We start from the raw sequence: 16,546 nt of genomic DNA, 5'->3' as shown, positions 1-16,546 counted from the left end.
CCCGCCGGCGCGCGCCGGTCCCGCACCGTCGGCGTCGGGCAGCGCCGGCCAGGGCGCGGTCGCGTCCGGCCGCCCCGACGGGGGTACGCCGGCCTCGCCGCCGCCGTCCCACCGGCCTCGGGTGCCGTCCCACCGGCCTGCCCGGCCTTCCCACGGCGCGGCTCTCAGCCCGGCGCCACCGACAGGATCGGGGCCTCCTCCGGTAGCCGCCGGCTGGTGTCGATGCCCGGACGCGGGTCGCAGCCGGTCGGCCCCTGGGTGTCCCGTCCCGTCGTACGACAGCGGAACCCGGCCCCCCGCCCCGGCTCCTGTCGCCGCTTCTCTGCCCGGGGTGCCTGACGACGCCTCCCGCGCCCTGGCCGCCCCGACGTACGCGGCGGCCCCGGTCGCGCCTCGGGACGCCGCAGATCTTGGTACGGAACGGCCGCTCCAGCGGCCAGTTCGTACCAAGATCTCGGGCGACGGCCCGTTGGCGTCGGGTGCCCCGCCCGTCGGGCCGTGGGTGCGTCGGTCGCCGGCCGACCATGGGCCCGTGCTGCCGCCGGCCGGGCGGCTGGTGGCCGGCGTGCCCCGGCGGGTCACCGCTTCCGGCGGGGGAACCGCCGGCCGGAGCACGGGCCAGCCGGCCGCCGCCGACGGTCGACCGACCGAGCCACCCCCTCCATTTCTCAGGCAGAGATCCCACCGGCCTGCCCGGCCCTCGGCTGTCGTCTGGGCGCCTGGCCGTCCGTCGCCACTTGTCCGCCCAACGTCGCCCGGCCGGCCGCACCGCCTTCCCGGGCCGTCGTCGCCCGGCGAGTCGGTGCCGGCCGGCCAGCCGTCTCCGGTCGGCCAGTCCCGCCCGCTCGGCGGCACGTCTCCTGCCGACCAGAGGTCGCCGATCGACCGTCGGTCGCCGCTCCGCCAGACGCCTGCCGCCGGCGGGGTGTCCTCGTCACGCCCGCCCGATTCGTAGGGGTACGAGCCGGCAACGCCGGCCCGCGTCGGTCCCCACCCGGGTGGCACGGCGGGCGGTCGCGGGTCGGCCGTCCGGGGCGGCGGGTCGCCTGGCGGACAGTCAGCAGGGCGGATGGCCTGGTCCGCACCAACGGGACGGGTTTCGCCGTGGTCCGCGCCGACGGGCGGCGGGGGAGCGGGGTCGGCCGGGCCGAGGTCGAGGTCGAGGTCGCGCAGCAGTCCGGGGGCGTGCGCGGACACCACCCGCAGCCAGTGCGCCGGGGGCTGGCCGGGGCGGCGTGCCGGCACCTCGGTCCCCGTCGCGGCGGCCGGCGACCGGTCGGGCGGAGACCAGCCCTCGGGCGGGTACCTGTCGTCAGATGGATACCAGTCGTCGGGTGGGGACGGCGGGCCGGTTGCGGCCGGTCCGGCGGAGTCGACCAGCCGGGCCAGTTCGTCGACCGCCGTGGCAGTCGCGCGCAGCCGGGCGGCCAGCCAGCTACGCGGTGGTCGGCGCGGCGGCACCGCCGGTCTCCAGTTCCAGGCTCTCGTACCGCAGGGTGAGCGCCGCGATCGCCAGCTCCTGGCCGAGGGTGTTCAGGTGGGCGCCACGCCACCTCGTCGGCCAGGCGTTGATCAGGTTCCAGCGCAGCACCTCCGCCGTGCCGGCCGCGTCCAGCAGCACGATCGAGACGTTGCGCCGGCTCACCGTGCCCCGGGCCACCGCGTAAATCCAGTCCCACAGCTCCCGGGAGGCGGTGAGCCCGAAGTGCAGGGTCACCGGCGCGTACTCCACCTGGCCGGGGACCATCCGGATGCGGTCGTTGCCCTGTTCCCGGTACGGCACGCCGGGAATGGTCATCTCCAGGCCGCTGACCTCGGTGAAGTGGCCGTTGGTCACGCCGTTGACGAGGAGCTTGAAGTTGTAGGCCCGGTACGGGTCGACCGGGGCGCCCGGCTGCGGGGTGGCGGTGGTCGGCATGTCAGCCTCCGATCGTCTCGGTCTCGGCGCCGCCGGCCCACTGGCTCAGCCTGAACACCACGAACTCCGCCGGCTTGACCACCGCGATGCCGATGTGGGCGACGACCATGCCCGCGTCGCGGACGTCCGCCGGGTTGGTCTCCTCGTCGCACTTGACGAAGAACGCCTCCTCGGGCGTACGCCCCAGCAGCGCGCCGTCGCGCCAGACGCGGGTGAGGAAGGCGCCGATGTCACGGCGGATGGACCGCCAGAGGGTGAAGTCGTTCGGCTCGAAGACCATCCACCGGGTGCCGTTGGCGATCGCCTGCTCGATGGCGATGCAGAGCCGGCGGACGTTGAGGTAGCGCCACTCGCTGGCCTCGGCGGCGAGGGTGCGGGCGCCCCAGACCCGGATGCCCTCGCCCGGGAAGTAGCGGATCACGTTGACGCCCTTGGGGTTGAGCACGTCGTGCTCGGGCCGGGTGACCAGGTGGGCGAGGTCGACGGCGCCGCGTACGGGCTCGTTGGCCGGCGCCTTGTGCACCCCGCGCAGGGCGTCCGTGCGGGCCCAGATGCCGGCCATGTGCCCGCTCGGCGGGGTGAGCACCAGCTCGCCGCTGAGCGGGTCGCGTACCCGCAGCCAGGGATGGTAAAGCGCGCCGAAGTCGGACTGCCGGGGTCGGCACGCCGTCGGCGCCTCGTCCCCCGACACGGACCCGCCGGAGCCGGACCCCGGGCCGCCGGAGCCCGCCGAGCCGGACCCACCGGACCCGCCGGAGCCCTCGGCCGCCTTGGGCGGCCTGCCGGTGGACGGCGTCGCCACCCTGGTCAGCGCCGAGATGTCCGTGACGTCCGGGGGCGGGTCGCAGATGGCCACCATCGTGCGGGTCCGCTCCGCCATGCTGAGCAGCGCCTCGTGCGAGACCGGGTCGTGGAAGCCGGGCGCGGCCACGATGGAGACCTCGTCGACGGCCTCCAGCAGTTGCAGGCCGCCGCGCCGCTTCCCGGTGCCGGTGATCTCGCCTCCCGCGCCGACGTTGACGACCCAGCAGCGGCTGCCGCCGTTGTCGAGGAAGCCGAAGACGGCCCGGGCCAGCGGGGTGCTCTCCAGGCGGTCCCCGTTGGCGTAGAGCCGCAGGAACTCCGTCCAGTTGTTGACCGCGACGGCTCTGCCGAGCTGCGCGGTGGGGTCCGGGGCGACCCCGACGAAGGCGGCCGTGCTGGTGCTGGCCGGTCCGATCGGGCGGGCGCCGCCGGGGACCTCCTCGACGTAGATGCCGGGCGAGAAGTAGGTGGGCATCGGTCCTCCCGGTGCGGTTCGCGGTCGGCGGCGTGGGACGTCCGCCGGAACGGGGTCAGCGGGGCGGGGGTGCGCAGACGATGACGATGTCGGGCTCGGTCGGGTCGACCTCGGCGGTGAGGACCCGCCCCCGGCCGGTGAGCCGCAGCCGTACCGGACCGGGGTGGTCGGGGTCGTGCGGCACCCCGACGACGCGGAACCGGCCGGCGGGGTCGGTCGTGGTGGCGCACGCCGTGCCGACGACCTCGATCCGCACGGCCGCGAGGGGCTGCTGCTCGGGCCCGACCACCCGGCCGTCGAAGGCCAGCATCTCCAGCTGCCGCAGCCGCAGCGGCCGCAGCACCGGCGGCGCCGGCGGCGTCGGGTGGGTGACCTGGGCCGGCACGTCGATGAGCAGGGCCGGGCGGGGTCCGGTGCCGAACGCCGCCCAGAGCCGCGGGTCGCCGGCCTCCAGCACGACGGCGCGCTCCCCGCCGGCGGTCGCGGCGGCGAGCACCCGGTCCAACCCGGGCAGCGCCGCCGGCCCGCCGGCGCAGAGCAGGTAGCGGACGGTGAAGCGGTACGGCTCCCGGCCGCCGCTGCCCCGGGTCTGCCGCGCCGGGCGCAGCTCCATCGGCCAGAGCGTGAGCCGGGCGGGGTCGTCGTCGGGGCGCGGCGGACCGACCGGGACGGGTTCCCCCGCCGCCCCGGCCAGCCAGCCGGCCAGCTCGGCGGTGGCCGTCTCGATCGGGCCGCGCCCCGGCGTGGTCATCGCGGCGGCGTCCCCTGGACGCGGTACGCGATGGCCTCGTTCCACACGTGTGGGTAGACGCCGATCTCGAAGTACCGGGTGAATCGGTTGATGGGTGCGTTGGTGTGGTCGTGGTAGAGCAGCCAGACCGGGGCGATGGTGAACAGCACGTAGTTGGCGAGCACCAGCGGGATGTAGAGCGGGCCGAGGATGCGCGCCTGGAGGATGTGCACGTCCTCGTGCCGCTGGATGCCCGGCCCGGAGCCGGCGCAGACCGTGCCGATGGTGGTGGCGTACCGGGGGGAGACGCCCTCGACCACGTTGACCCGGCAGCTGTGCTGCGAGGTGGGCCGGTCCAGCGAGTGCCCGACGAGCACGTGGGCGGCCAGGTAGACCGCGCCGACGACGGTGTTGAGCAGGCTCCAGGTGTGGTCGACGACGAAGAGGAGGACGCCCTTCGCGTCCGGCCCGTAGACCCGGGCCGAGGCGACCGCCCAGCCGAAGATCCCGCCGACGAGCAGGCCGGCGACCGCGCCGATCAGCAGCCCGACGGTGCCGCGGGCCAGTTGCCCGAGGACCGCGCCGGTGGCCACGTGGGCGACGGCGCTGAGGATTCCGTAGATCATGACGGCTCACCTCAAACCCAGGAGCGGAGGATGCGGGGCTCGCGTCCCTGCGCCATCCGGGTCGGCGACGCCTGGGTCGCCTGCCGGTTGCCGGGCGGGAGCTGGTTGATGCCCAGCGCGGCGGAGAAGATGACCAGCCCGTTGAAGAACGCGATGATCCACTTCTCGGCGCCGGCGTCCGTGGCGAACGCCGCGGTGAGGTAGGACAGCGCGAGCGCGATGCCCAGTGCGATCCACTTGCGGGCCTTGTCGCCGCTCGGGCCGATCAGCCCGCCGACGACGTTGGTGGCGAGCAGCGTCGCGGCGCTCGCGCCGGTGAGGCTGCCCAGGGCGGCCCAGGTGAAGAGATCGTTCATCGCCGATCTCCCTTCGGTTGTGCGGTGGTGCGACCGGGGTGTGGTGGTGGTGAGGCCGGCGGCTCCGGGGAGTCTCCGACGGGCCCGGTCCGCCGCCGGCGGGCGGCGGGCGGGAGGGGGTGGGGGCCTCAGGCGGGCCCCGGTGGGCCGGCCGCCGTCGGGTCGCCGGTCGTCTGGCCCGGCGCGGCCGTCGGGCCGGTCGCCTGGCTCGGGACGACCGGGCCGCCGGCCGCCGGCGCCGGCCGGCGCGAACGCCGCAGCAGCAGGACGACCCCGACGGCGACGAGCAGCAGGAGCGCCGCCGCGCCGGCGACCAGCAGCCAGGGGAACCCGCCGCCGTCGTCGCCCGCCGCCGGGGAGGCCGACGGCCTCGGCGGGGCCTCCGCGACCGCCCGCAGCTCGGTCGGCTTCTCCTGGTTGCTGCCGACCTTCCAGCTGACCGACCGGCCGTTGACCGTGCCGTTGGTGTCGAGGACCCGGCCGGGGAAGGTCACCGATATCTCGAACGACATCAACCGCATGAACGCCTGCTGATTCTGCGGATTCTGTTCCGCCACCTTCCCGCCGTATTTCTTCGGGTCGAGGGGAAGGGTGAAGCGGTAGAGATCGTCCTCTCGGACGAGCCGCACGCTCTCGCTGTTGAAATCGCGCAGCGGGGTGTTCCGATAGGTGATCTGGGAACCGAAGAGCTTGGCGTCCTCGTAGCGGGTCTCCTCGCCCGGCGGCAGGGCGGGAATGTTCTTCCCCAGCTCGGCGAAGCCGGCCTCGACGGTGCGGTTGCCCGAGGTCAGCACGCTCTTCTGGGCGGTCAGCAGGAGTTGGCCGTCGACCGTGTCGTCGGCGTTGACGGTCAGCCCGAGATTCAGTTGCATGCAGCCGGTCAGCGTGGCCGCCAGAACGAGACACGCCGCGACGCGGAGTGTCCTGCCGCGGATGTGTCCCGTATCCATGGGCACAGTGTGTGTGATCCGGATCACAATCAGCAGTCAGCGATCAGTCACAACGAAGTCGCCGATCTTACCTGGCCGCTGTCCCCTTCGGCCGAGGTCGAAAATCGCCGAAATCGATATCCTGAAGGTTTGGCCGAGGTCGCCGTTTTTCCCTCCCGCGAAAACGTCCCGCCGCCTGTCCCGGGGCGGGCGTGGACGCCGCCGAGAAGGTCGGCCGGCCGCGCGTCCTCGGGTCAGGGCGCGGTGGGCGGCTGCCAGTCCGCGTACCGGGCCATCGCGCGGAGCGACGCGCGGGCCGGGGTGAGCCGCAGCAGGGTGTCGCGCAGCGCGACGGCCGCCGGGTGGCGCAGTTGCTGACCGAACCGCCCGGTCCGGAACGACGCCCGGGCGACGGCCTGGCTGCGGCGCCGCCGCTGCCGGTCGTACGCGGCCAGCGCGGCGGGCACCGTCCCGGCCCCGCCGGCGCACACCGCCCCCAGCGTCACCGCGTCCTCGATCGCCTGGCAGGCGCCCTGCCCCAGGTTCGGCGTCATCGCGTGCGCCGCGTCGCCGAGCAGTGCCACCCGCCCCCGCACGTACGACGGCAGCGGCGTGGCGAGGTGGTGGATGTCGTTGCGCAGCACCGCCTCCGGTGGGGTCGCCGCGAGCAGCGCCGGGATCGGGTCGTGCCAGGAGCCGAAGCGCTCCCGGACCGCCGCCAGTTCGTCGGGCGCGTGCCCGCCGGGCGGGGCCGTGACGGCGCCGAACCAGTAGAGTCGGCCGCCGCCGACCGGCACCATGCCGAACTCGGCGCCCCCGCCCCAACTGATCGCGGTCGGGACCGGCCCGGGGAAGTCGACCACCGCCCGCCAGGCGGTCGTGCCCGCGTACGCCGGGGGCGGGGTGTCGGGCCAGAGCCGGGCGCGCAGCGCGCTGCGCAGGCCGTCGGCGCCGACCACCAGGTCGGCCCGGAGGCTGGCCGGCTCGCCGTGCCGCCGGTAGCGCACCTCGCCGGCCTCCGGGTCCACGTCGGACACCTCGGCCCCGGTGTGCACGGCCTCCGCCGGCAGCGAGTCGCGCAGGATGCCGTGCAGGGTCGCCCGGTGCACGCCCAGCGCGGTGGTGCCGAGCAGCCTGGTCAGCTCGTCGGCGTCCACCCGGGACAGCCAGCGCCCCCGCGCGGTGCGGATGCCGCCCGCCGCCCCGGCGTCCCCGCGCGCCCGGACCGCCGCCCCGACGCCGAGCGCGTCGAGGCCACGCACCGCGTTCGCCATCAGGGTCAGCCCGCCGCCGACCTCGCGCAGCTCGGCGGCGCGTTCCAGCACGGTGACCCGCCAGCCGCCCCGATGCAGCGCGAGCGCCGCGGCGAGGCCGCCGATCCCGCCCCCGACCACGACCGCGTCCGACCCGACCATGACATCCCGCCCTTCTACGCCTGTAGAAGAGGCATACTACATCCGTAGAAATTGACGTGGGGAGGGCGTGTGGCGGGGCGGACCAACCGGGTGGCGTTGCTGGCCGACGCGGCCATCGAACTGCTCGCCGAGGGCGGCATGCGGGCGCTGACCCACCGGGCGGTCGACGCCCGCGCCGGCCTGCCGCCCGGCAGCACGTCGGCGTACCTGCGCACCCGGCAGGCGCTCATCGAGGCGGTGGTGCGGCGCCTCGCCGACCTCGACCGGGCCGACCTGGCGGCCCGCGAGCTGCCCGCCGACGCGCCGCCCCCCACGCCGGGCCCCGCGCTGACCGGGGCGGACCTCGACCGGCTCGCGGACGGGGCGGGCGAGGTGCTGGACCGCTGGCTCACCGTCGGGCGCAGCCGCACCCTCGCCCGGTACGCCTGCCTCCTCGAGGCGGTGCACCGCCCCGAGCTGCGGCGGATCCTGGAACACGGCACCCTGCTCCGGGTGCAGGCCCGCGACCTGCTGGCCCGGGCCGGCGCCCCGGACCCCGACCGGCGCGGCGACCAGCTCGTCGCGTTCGTCGACGGGCTCCTCTTCGACCGCCTCGTCGGCGCCGGCGCCCTCAGCGCACCCCCGCCCGGCACCCCCGCCAGCCGCGCCGACCTGGCCGCCGCCGTCCGCGCCCTGCTGCGCGCCCTGACCACCACCTGACCCCGGCGCCCCGGCCGCGTTGCCCGGCGGGTCCCGGCGCGTCGCCCGACGCCCCGGCAGCGTCGACCGGCGGCCAGCCGGTGCCGGAGCGCACGACCCGGCAGCGGCAGCCGCCGCGCGTCCCGGCCGGGCGGGGAGGCGGGCGGTCAGGACGCGGCGAGGCGGTGGTCGCGCGGGGTGACCCCGCGGACCCGGCGGAACGCCGTGCTCAGCGCGAACGGGCTGCCGTAGCCGACCTTGCGGGCGACCGCCCCCAGGGTGGCGTCCGGCTCGCGGAGCAGGTCGGCGGCGAGCGCCAGCCGCCACCCGGTCAGGAACGTCATCGGCGGCTCGCCGACCAACTCGGTGAACCGGCGGGCCAGCGCCGCCCGGGAGACGCCCACCTCGGCCGCGAGGGAGGCGACCGTCCACGGCCGGGCCGGGTCGTTCTGGAGCAGCCGCAGCGCCGGGCCGACCACCGGATCGGCGGCGGCGACGTACCAGGCGGGCGCGGCGCCGGGGCGGGCGAACCAGGTGCGCAGCGCGGCGATCAGCAGCAGGTCGAGCAACCGGTCCAGGACCGCCCCCTGGCCGGGCGCGTCCCGGGTGACCTCCTCGGCGAGCAGGGGCACCAGCGGGCTGCGCCACTCCTCGCCCCCGACCACGAGCAGCGGCGGCAGGGCGGTGAGCAGCCGTCGGCTCAGCTCCCCGGGAAGCTGGTAGGTGCCGGTCAGCAGCACGGTCGCGCCGTCCGAGCCCGTGCCCCAGGTGCGTACGCCCAGCGACATCGTCTCGGCCAGCGGCTCCCCGCGCAGCGTGGTGCACCGCTGCCCGGGATGGATGACCACCTGCGGCGGGGTGGCCGGGTCGTCCGCCACGAGATAGCCGTCGGGTCCGCGCAGCACCGCCACGTCGCCCGGCCCCAGCGCGACGGGCGCGCCGTCGTCGGGCACCACCCAGGCCGCGCCCCCGACCAGGGCGACCACGGTCAGCGGGGCGCGGTCCTCGATGCGCAGCGCGAACGGGGGATCCAGCAGCGACCGGAGCAGGAAGGCGCCCCGGGCCCGCGGCCCGTCGAGCAGCCCGGTGAGCGGATCCATCCCGCGAGCGTAGACGAGCGCGCATGGCGCCGGCGGGCATGCGTCGTCCGGCGTCTCAGGCGTGGACCGACCGGGTCAGTCTGCGATCGTCAGCCAGTCGGCGGCGCGGTGGCGGATGTCGGCGGGCACCTCGTGCGGGCCCGGGAACTCGTCGTAGGTGACGTCGTAGCCGAGCGAACGCAGCCGGGGCACCAGGCGGCGGCTGCACACGTCGACCGGCAGGACCGGGTCGTCGGCGCCGTGCGAGACGTAGACGCGGGGCCGGCCGTGGGTGACCAGCGGCGCGGCGAAGCCGGGGGAGAAGGCCACCACCGCGTCGACCAGGTCGCCGTTGGTCAGGCCCAGCGAGAGGGCGTACGAGGCGCCGTCGGAGAACCCGCCGAACGCCACCTGCCCGACGGGGTAACCGGCGAAGGCCGTGGCCAGCAGCCCGTCGATCCGTCGGACGTCCACCCCGAAGCCCTCCACGATCAGGTCCCAGCTGCTCGACGCCGCCTGCGGGGCCACCAGCAGCAGTTGGTGCGCGTCGGCGACCGGCAGCAGCAGGTCCACGCCCTGCCGGGCCGAGCCGCCGGCCCCGTGCAGCAGCAGCACCAGCCGGTACGGCCGGCCGTCGACCGGCTCCGGGGCGTACACCATCGCCAGCGGCCCGCCGTCGGCGTCGGTCAGCGTCACCATGCCGGTGGCCGCCCGGGTGACGGGCGGCGCCGGACGCGCGGTGAGCCGGCCGTGCCGTGGGTTCTCCTCCGGCTGCCGGTGCGGCGCGGCGGGTTCGGCCACGGGATCACCGCTCCTCGTCCTCGGCGGGGGTGCGCCAGCGGTTACCCCGCTGCCCCGGGGTTAACCCTGCCGGGCCGCCTCCGGCGCGACCAGCGACCCCTGCCGGCCGAGGGCGCGCCGGCCCGGGCACGCCGGACACCGGACGGGAGGCGCTGGCCGCGACCGGCTCATCCGCTGACCCGGCGGACCAGCCGGGACGGGAACACCGTCGCCGGCGGCACCGGCCGTCCGGCCAGCACGGCGGTCGCCGCCGCCGTGGCGATCTGCCCCACCGGGTGCGTCGCCGTGGTCAGCGCGGGGGTGGTCATCGCGGCGAGCGGGATGTCGTCGAAGCCGGTGACGGCGACGTCCCCGGGCACCTGGACGCCGTCGCCGCGCAGCCCGTCGATCAGCCCCAGCGCGGTCGCGTCGCTGATCCCGACGATCGCGTCCGTGTCCGGCCAGCGCGCCAACACCTCCCGGGCCGCCGCCCGGCCCCGGTCCGCGCTGAAATCCCCCGGCACCAGCCGCACCGGCAGGCCCGCGTCGCGCACCACCCGGCGGTACGCGCCCACCGACCGGCCGGCGCAGGACAGCCAGCGGGGGCCGGTCACCATCGCGATGCGGCGGCGGCCGGTGGCGTACAGGTGCCGGACCACGGCCTCCGTGCCGCCGCCGTTGTCCACGTCGAAGGCGGGTACGAGGGCGGAGCCGATGCCGATCGAGGCCACCCGGCCGCGCAGCGCCGCCGGGACCGCCCGGAGCACCGCCTCGGTGGTGTTGACCAGGATGATCCCGCCGACGCCGCGGTCCTCGGCCAGCCGGCGCAGCCCGGCCGGCTCCCGCCTCGGGAGCCAGTGCAGCGCGACCCCGAGCCCGTACGGCGCGCAGACCCGGGCGGTCGCCCCGACCACCCGGTCGACGTACGGGTCGTCGAGGACGGTCGGGGCGACGCCGGAGACCACGACCACCAGCCGCACCCCGGTGCCCCGGACCAGCGCGCGGGCGGCCAGGTTCGGTGCGTACCCGAGCCGGTGGGCGGCGGCGGTGACCCGGTCGCGGGCGGTGGGCGAGGCGTAGCCGGTGCCGGCGATCACCCGCGAGGCGGTGGCCCGGGAGACGCCCGCCGCCCGGGCGACGTCGTCGAGTGTGGGCGGTCGGCCAGTCGTCGTCATACCTGTCCTCCCCGTGGTCGCCGTCCCCGGCGCGGACGGTCGATGCGCATCATCTCCCTCGCGGGCCGGCGCCGGTAAGGGTGGGAAGGCGTTGTCCTGGCAGCGCTCTCAGGTGTGGGATCGTGCGGCAGACCGCCCGAGGCGAGAGGACGCCACCGTGAGCCGCACCACCGCCGCGCCCGCCGCGCCGACCCCGGCCGTACCCCGGGCGGTGCTGGCCGCCCGTACCGGCGTGGCGGTGGTGTTCGCGCTCAACGGCCTGGCCGTCGCCACCTGGTTCTCCCGGGTGCCCGCCGTCCGGGACGCGCTGGGGCTCAGCGCGGGCCGGCTCGGGCTGCTCCTGCTCGCCATGTCCGCCGGTTCGCTGCTCGCGATGCCCACCGCCGGCCTGGTGGCCCAGCGGCTCGGGGCGGCCCGCACGGTGGCCCTCGGCTGCCTGCTCGTCGCGGCCGGGCTGACCGTGGCCGGGGTCGCCGCCCCGGCCGGTTCCCTGGTCGGGGTCGCGGTCGGGTTGTGCGCGTTCGGCTACGGCTCCGGCATCTGCGACGTCGCCATGAACGTCGAGGGCGCGGCGGTCGAGCGGCGGCTCGGACGCACGATCATGCCCCGCTTCCACGCCGCGTGGAGCCTCGGCTCCGTGGCGGGCGCCGGGCTCGGCGCGGGGGCCGCCCGCCTCGGCCTGCCGGTCGCCGTGCACCTCGCCGCGCTGGCGGCGGCGGTGTTCTGCGGCACGCTGCTGGCCGTCCGGTCGTTCCTGCCGGCGGCCGAGAGCGGCACCGCCGCCGCGTCGGCCGCCCCGGCCGAGCGCCGCCGCGACCTGCTCGCCGCCTGGCGGGAGCCGCGCACGCTGCTCATCGGCCTGCTGGTGCTGGTGTCGGCGTTCGCCGAGGGCAGCGCCAACGACTGGCTCGCCGTCGCCTTCATCGACGGCCACGGCCTCAGCGAGGCGGCCGGCGCGGCGGTCTTCGGCGTCTTCGTCGTCGGCATGACCCTGGGCCGCACGGCGGGCACCGTCGCGCTGGACCGGTGGGGCCGCGTGCCCGTCCTGTCGGCCACGATCCTGCTCGCCACCGTCGGCGCGGGCGTGGCGGTGCTCGCCGGCTCCGGGCCGGTGGCGGTCGCCGGCGTCGCGCTCTGGGGGCTCGGCGCGTCGCTGGGCTTCCCGGTGGGGATGAGCGCGGCGGCCGACGACGAGCGGCAGGCGCCGGCCCGGGTCAGCGTGGTCGCCGTGATCGGCTACACGGCGTTCCTCGCCGGCCCGCCGCTGCTCGGCCTGCTCGGCGACCGGGTCGGCACGCTGCCCGCCCTGCTCGTGGTGCCGGTGCTGCTGCTGCCCACCCTGGCCCTGGTGCCGGCCACCCGCCCGCCGGCCCGCTGACGCGGCACATCCGCAGGGCACTCACACCCGGCTCGCAGCCGCCTCCCAGGAAACGGTGCTGCACTGGGAGGACGCCGAGGAGAGGAGCGGGGGGATGGGCTGGTTCAGTCGACGGTCGCGCGGCACCGACGCGGCCCCCACGAAGCTCGACCGCGAGGCGACCCGCGAGGACCTGGCCGCGCTGGAGGCGTTCGTCACCAGCCGCCGGGGCGTGGAGTTCTACCTGGAGCCGGAGACCACGGCGACCGACACCACCGTGGTGGCGATCGCCCACGACGGCGAGTGGATCCGCCGCCGCACCGGCTCGCCGCGCGCCGCCGGGTCGATCGCCCGCAAGCACGCGGTGCCGCTGTACGAGGCCGCCCGCACCGGCTACCCGGAGCGGATGCGGGCCTGGAACCGGGCCCACCCGGAGCGCCGCGTCCGCTGACCGTGGCGCCGCCGTGGCGTCACCGCCCGGCGGCGACCGCCGCGCGTGCCTCGTTCAGCGTCATCGGCGGCTGGTGGCTCGCGACGTACCAGTGGACGTCGTCGGCCAGCAGCCGGCGTACCAGGGCGAGGTCGGGCTGGTCCTCGGGGGCGCGCAGGTGCGCCGGCGGCGGATAGAAACAGTCGCCGAGCAGCAACACGCCCGAGTCCGGCACCGCCACCACCGTCGAGTCCGGCGCGTGGGCGCCCCCGACGTGCCGCACCCGTACGCCGACCGGCAGTTCCAACTCGTCGGTGAAGGTCCGGGTCGGCGGCAGCACCGCGAAGCCGTCCCACGAGTCGACCGCCAGCGCCCGGGCCCGGAAACTCGGGCCGAGTCGCGGGTTCGCCCGCACCTGCTCCCGCAGGTATCGGTGGCTCCACGGCCGGTCCGCCTCCGCACGCAGCAGCCGCTCGCCGGCGACGTGGCCGACGATCTCCACGCCGGGCCAGGCGCAGGCGCCCCACACGTGGTCCCAGTGGTGGTGCGTGTAGACCAGCCAGCGGGGCGGGGGCAACCCGGCGGCAGCCAGCGCGGACCGGATCTCCCGGGCGTGCGTGGGGCTCTGCCCCGCGTCGACCAGCACGCTGCCCCGGTCGTCGGCGACCAGGGCGACGCCGGCCTGGACGGCCTCCGGGTCCGGATCACCCGGGCAGAGCCAGACCCGGCCGGCGAGGTGCTGGAACGTCACGGCGGCCATGGCGCACACCCTCCCCCGGATTCCGGACAACGCGTCGGACTGCCGCCCGATCGTAGTGCTCTCGGGCAGCGGTGCGGCGCCTGGATGCAGGCGACGGTGGGGCCCCGGGCCCCGGGCGCCGGCGGTTGGCGGAGCGTCGGCCGCCGCTGCCCGGCGGCGCCGCCCCCGGGGACGGGGCGGGCGGTAGGGTGTCCGGCATGGCTGACCGGTCGTCGGCCCTGGGCCGTCCCTTCTGGACATTCTGGACCGCCGCCGCCCTGGCCAACCTGGGCGACGGCATCCGCGTGGCGGCGTTCCCGCTCCTCGCCGCCGCGCTGAGCGACGACCCGGTGGCGGTGGCCGCCGTGGCCGCGGCGCAGTTCCTGCCCTGGTTGGTCACCGGCCTGTTCGCCGGAGCGCTCGCGGACCGCAGGGGAGCCCGGGAGATCATCGCCGCCGCCGACGTGGGCCGGGTTCTGGTCCTGTCGACGTTGGCCCTGGCCGTCGCGGTGGGCAGGGCGCCGATCGGCCTCGTTGTCGTCGCCGCGTTCCTGCTCGGCGTCGGCGAGACCCTGCGCGACACCGCCGCCCAGACCGCCGTTCCCCGACTGGTGGACGACGCGCAGCTGGAGAAGGCCAACGGTCGTCTCGTGGCGGGCGAGATCGTGGGCAACGAGTTCGTCGGCCCGCCGGTCGGCGCGCTTCTGTTCGTCGCGGGGGCGGCACTGCCGTTCGCCGTCAACGGCGCCTCCCTCGCGTTGGCCGTCATGCTCGTGCTGTCCCTGCCGCTGACCCTCGCCCGCCCGGCCCCGGGAGCCGCCGCCGGCGAGCCGTCCGGCGGCGCGGCCGCCCCCGCGCGGGACGGGGCGCTCGCCGGGCTGCGGTGGCTGGCCCGGCAGTCCGTGCTCCGTACGCTCGTGCTCGTCGGCGCGGCCGTCGCCGCCGCGGACAGCGCCTGGTTCGCGATCTTCGTGTTGTACGCGCGGGACAGCCTCGGCCTCGGCGCGCTCGGCTTCGGCCTGCTGCTGGCCACCGGCGCGGGCGGCGGCCTCGCCGGCTCCCTCGTCGCCGACCGGCTGATCGCCCGCTTCCGGCACCGGCACGTGCTGACGTGGTCGATGGCGGTCACCGCCGGCGCGCCGGCGCTCCTGGTCGTCGCGCCGCACCGGGTCGCCGCCGTGGCCGTCGTCGTCAGCACCAGCGCGGCGTTCGCCGTCCTCAACGTGGCCGCGCTGTCGCTCCGGCAGCGCCTCGTGCCCGGCGACCTGCTCGGCCGGGTGGTCGCCGCCTCCCGGGTCCTCACCTACGGTTGCACCGCGCTGGGGGCACTCGCCGGCGGCGCGCTGGCCGCCGGCCTGGGCCTGGACGCGCCGTTCCTGCTCAGCGGCGCCGTCGCGGTGGCAGCGACCGTCGCCTGGAGCGTCGCGTCCCGGCCCTCCGCGCCGGCCGACCCGGCCTGACGGAGGCGTTGTCCCCCACCGCCCCGGCGACCCGGCCGGCGGGCGCGAACGGTCGGCTCACCAGCAGGGCCGTGCCTGTCGTCAGCCGCGCCCGCGACGTCCGAGTCCGACGAGCCGGGCCACGAGGACGGCGGCGCAGCCGAGCGTCGCGGTGACCAGCAGCACCATGAACGTCGGATAGATGTACGCCACCTGGATCCAGGCGACGTCGCGACCCCGGTAGAGCCAACCGACCACCACGTGGATCGAGGCGAGCAGCGGCAGCGGCGCGAGCAGCGGAAGCAACCGCACCAGCGCCCAGGGGCGTACCGTCCGGCCGGCGGCCCAGCGGCGTGACCGGAGCACGCCCCGGCCGGCGAGTGCGGCGGAGGCGACCGCCAGCACCAGCAGCACGGCGTCGACGACCACGAGCGGCGTGCCCGCCGAGGGCGCCGACGTTCCCTCGACCAGCGCGATGAGCCGCTCGGCGAGGGCCGACGCGTGGCCGTACGCCAGTCCGGTGTTCGCCATGACCGCGACCCCGTAGCCGGACGCGGGCAGCAGCGCCTGGTACGCCGTCGAGGTGAACAGGTCACCGCTGTGCGCGATCATCGGCGCCCCCGACCCGGTCTTCTCCACGAACCAGCCGAGGGCGTAGGAGGTGGAGACCGCGGACGGGCGGTGCAGCGTGGCGAGGCCCGCCGGGGAGACGACCGCCGTGCCCTCCGGACCGCGGCCCTGGTTGCCCTGCGCGATCAGCCACGCCGCCATGTCGTGCGCCGAGCTGAGCACCCCGCCGGAGCCGTTGCCGAAGGCCGGCGGCTCGGGCAGGGCGACCGGTCTGCCGAGGACCATGAGGTGGCCGCGCGCGCTCGACGGCAGGTCGGCGGCCACGTCGAGGGTGCGACTGTCGGTCATGCCGAGCGGGGCGAAGACCCGCGTCCGCAGGTACTCGTCGAACGGCAGCCCGCTGACCACCTCGACCAGTCGCGCGGCCACCTGGAAGTTCGGGTTGTGGTACTCCCACCTCGTGCCGGGGGCGGCGGCCAACCGGGCCGTACGCATCCCCGCGACGGCCTCCCGCAGCGAACCCGGCTGCCGCCTGCTGAACGCGGGGAACGTCGTGTCCGACATCCCGGAGGTCTGGTCGAGCAGCTGCCGCACGGTGATCCGGGCCGCCCGGGGGTCGTCCATCGTGAACTCCGGCAGGTGCCGGTGGACCGGCCCGTCGAGTTCCACCCGGCCCGCCTCGACCAGCTGCATCACGGCGAGGGCGGTGAACGACTTGCTCACCGACGCCACGGCCATCGGGGTGCGCGCCGTGATCGGGTCGCCGGCGGGGGTGTGGCCGTACCCGGCGGCGTGCACCACCGCGGTCCCCCGGGTGACGGCCACCGCGACGCCGGGCAGCCCGGTGGCGTCGCGGTACTGGCGGACGGCGGCGTCGACGGCGGCGGCGTCGATCCCGACCGGGGGTGCGGCCGGGGCTGCCGGGGCGGGCGACGCGGCGAGCGCCACCGTACCGGCCAGGACGAGGAGTCGCATGATCATGGTCGGAGTCTCGGCCGGTCGCGGACCCCGCACATCGGATCGTGGTCCGAACCCGGGATCGGACC

General features: G+C 76.6%; 16 protein-coding genes. 4 read left to right on the top strand and 12 right to left on the bottom strand.

Features of this window, described 5'->3' with window-relative positions; genetic code table 11:
- Positions 1-1,435: 1,435 nt before the first annotated feature.
- From ACZ6Q9_RS26140 to ACZ6Q9_RS26110, 7 genes are all read right to left on the bottom strand, one after another.
- Positions 1,436-1,918 carry a phage tail protein gene (locus ACZ6Q9_RS26140; RefSeq protein WP_393448587.1) on the bottom strand — a complete coding sequence of 161 codons (483 nt, stop codon included), beginning with the start codon at positions 1,916-1,918 and terminating at the stop codon, positions 1,436-1,438.
- A gap of 1 nt (position 1,919) precedes the next feature.
- A complete protein-coding gene (locus ACZ6Q9_RS26135) occupies positions 1,920-3,197 on the bottom strand; it encodes a phage tail sheath family protein (protein ID WP_393266409.1) in 1,278 nt (425 codons plus the stop codon).
- A gap of 55 nt (positions 3,198-3,252) precedes the next feature.
- Complete coding sequence (locus tag ACZ6Q9_RS26130) at positions 3,253-3,948, bottom strand: carboxypeptidase-like regulatory domain-containing protein (protein WP_393266406.1); 696 nt, start codon at positions 3,946-3,948, stop codon at positions 3,253-3,255.
- On the bottom strand, positions 3,945-4,553 hold the full coding sequence (locus ACZ6Q9_RS26125; RefSeq protein ID WP_393266404.1) for a glycine zipper family protein: 609 nt from the start codon (positions 4,551-4,553) through the stop codon (positions 3,945-3,947). Before ACZ6Q9_RS26125 ends, ACZ6Q9_RS26130 begins: the two co-directional genes overlap by 4 nt.
- Positions 4,554-4,564: 11 nt before the next feature.
- On the bottom strand, positions 4,565-4,909 hold the full coding sequence (locus ACZ6Q9_RS26120) for a hypothetical protein (RefSeq protein ID WP_393266402.1): 345 nt from the start codon (positions 4,907-4,909) through the stop codon (positions 4,565-4,567).
- Between the two features lie 128 nt (positions 4,910-5,037).
- A complete protein-coding gene (locus ACZ6Q9_RS26115; RefSeq protein ID WP_396829921.1) occupies positions 5,038-5,781 on the bottom strand; it encodes an LppM family (lipo)protein in 744 nt (247 codons plus the stop codon).
- 311 nt (positions 5,782-6,092) lie between these two features.
- Positions 6,093-7,253: an FAD-dependent monooxygenase gene (locus ACZ6Q9_RS26110; RefSeq protein ID WP_396829923.1), complete on the bottom strand. Its 1,161-nt coding sequence runs from the start codon at positions 7,251-7,253 to the stop codon at positions 6,093-6,095.
- A 69-nt stretch (positions 7,254-7,322) separates the two neighbouring features.
- On the opposite strand from ACZ6Q9_RS26110, the gene ACZ6Q9_RS26105 reads away from it, so the two are divergent.
- Positions 7,323-7,952, top strand: a complete 630-nt coding sequence (locus ACZ6Q9_RS26105) for a TetR/AcrR family transcriptional regulator (protein ID WP_393266393.1) — start codon at positions 7,323-7,325, stop codon at positions 7,950-7,952.
- 146 nt (positions 7,953-8,098) lie between these two features.
- On the opposite strand, the gene ACZ6Q9_RS26100 is transcribed toward ACZ6Q9_RS26105, so the two are convergent.
- From ACZ6Q9_RS26100 to ACZ6Q9_RS26090, 3 genes are all read right to left on the bottom strand, one after another.
- A complete protein-coding gene (locus tag ACZ6Q9_RS26100) occupies positions 8,099-9,031 on the bottom strand; it encodes an AraC family transcriptional regulator (RefSeq protein ID WP_393266391.1) in 933 nt (310 codons plus the stop codon).
- Between the two features lie 75 nt (positions 9,032-9,106).
- Positions 9,107-9,811 carry an alpha/beta hydrolase gene (locus ACZ6Q9_RS26095; protein ID WP_357700535.1) on the bottom strand — a complete coding sequence of 235 codons (705 nt, stop codon included), beginning with the start codon at positions 9,809-9,811 and terminating at the stop codon, positions 9,107-9,109.
- A gap of 167 nt (positions 9,812-9,978) precedes the next feature.
- Positions 9,979-10,965 (bottom strand): LacI family DNA-binding transcriptional regulator, encoded by a 987-nt coding sequence (locus ACZ6Q9_RS26090; protein ID WP_396829924.1) that lies wholly within the window; start codon positions 10,963-10,965, stop codon positions 9,979-9,981.
- A 157-nt stretch (positions 10,966-11,122) separates the two neighbouring features.
- On the opposite strand from ACZ6Q9_RS26090, the gene ACZ6Q9_RS26085 reads away from it, so the two are divergent.
- Together ACZ6Q9_RS26085 and ACZ6Q9_RS26080 are read left to right on the top strand one after the other, a co-directional pair.
- A complete protein-coding gene (locus ACZ6Q9_RS26085; RefSeq protein WP_396829925.1) occupies positions 11,123-12,343 on the top strand; it encodes an MFS transporter in 1,221 nt (406 codons plus the stop codon).
- A gap of 94 nt (positions 12,344-12,437) precedes the next feature.
- Positions 12,438-12,773, top strand: coding sequence for a hypothetical protein (locus ACZ6Q9_RS26080; RefSeq protein ID WP_357460044.1), 336 nt, complete (start codon positions 12,438-12,440; stop codon positions 12,771-12,773).
- Between the two features lie 19 nt (positions 12,774-12,792).
- Here ACZ6Q9_RS26080 and ACZ6Q9_RS26075 read toward each other — a convergent pair whose 3' ends face one another.
- Positions 12,793-13,512 carry an MBL fold metallo-hydrolase gene (locus tag ACZ6Q9_RS26075; RefSeq protein WP_396829927.1) on the bottom strand — a complete coding sequence of 240 codons (720 nt, stop codon included), beginning with the start codon at positions 13,510-13,512 and terminating at the stop codon, positions 12,793-12,795.
- Between the two features lie 197 nt (positions 13,513-13,709).
- Here ACZ6Q9_RS26075 and ACZ6Q9_RS26070 point away from each other — a divergent pair, with 197 nt between their 5' ends.
- Entirely contained in the window at positions 13,710-14,951 is a 1,242-nt protein-coding gene (locus tag ACZ6Q9_RS26070; protein ID WP_396829928.1) for an MFS transporter, read from the top strand.
- Positions 14,952-15,032: 81 nt separating this feature from the next.
- Here the strand turns inward: ACZ6Q9_RS26070 and ACZ6Q9_RS26065 are convergent, their stop codons facing one another.
- The gene (locus tag ACZ6Q9_RS26065) at positions 15,033-16,481 is read right to left on the bottom strand and encodes a serine hydrolase domain-containing protein (protein WP_396829930.1); all 1,449 of its coding nucleotides are present in this window, start codon (positions 16,479-16,481) and stop codon (positions 15,033-15,035) included.
- Positions 16,482-16,546: the final 65 nt, after the last annotated feature.

It is taken from the genome of Micromonospora sp. NPDC049139 (assembly GCF_055586845.1).
This window is presented reverse-complemented; position numbering and strand designations above follow the sequence as displayed.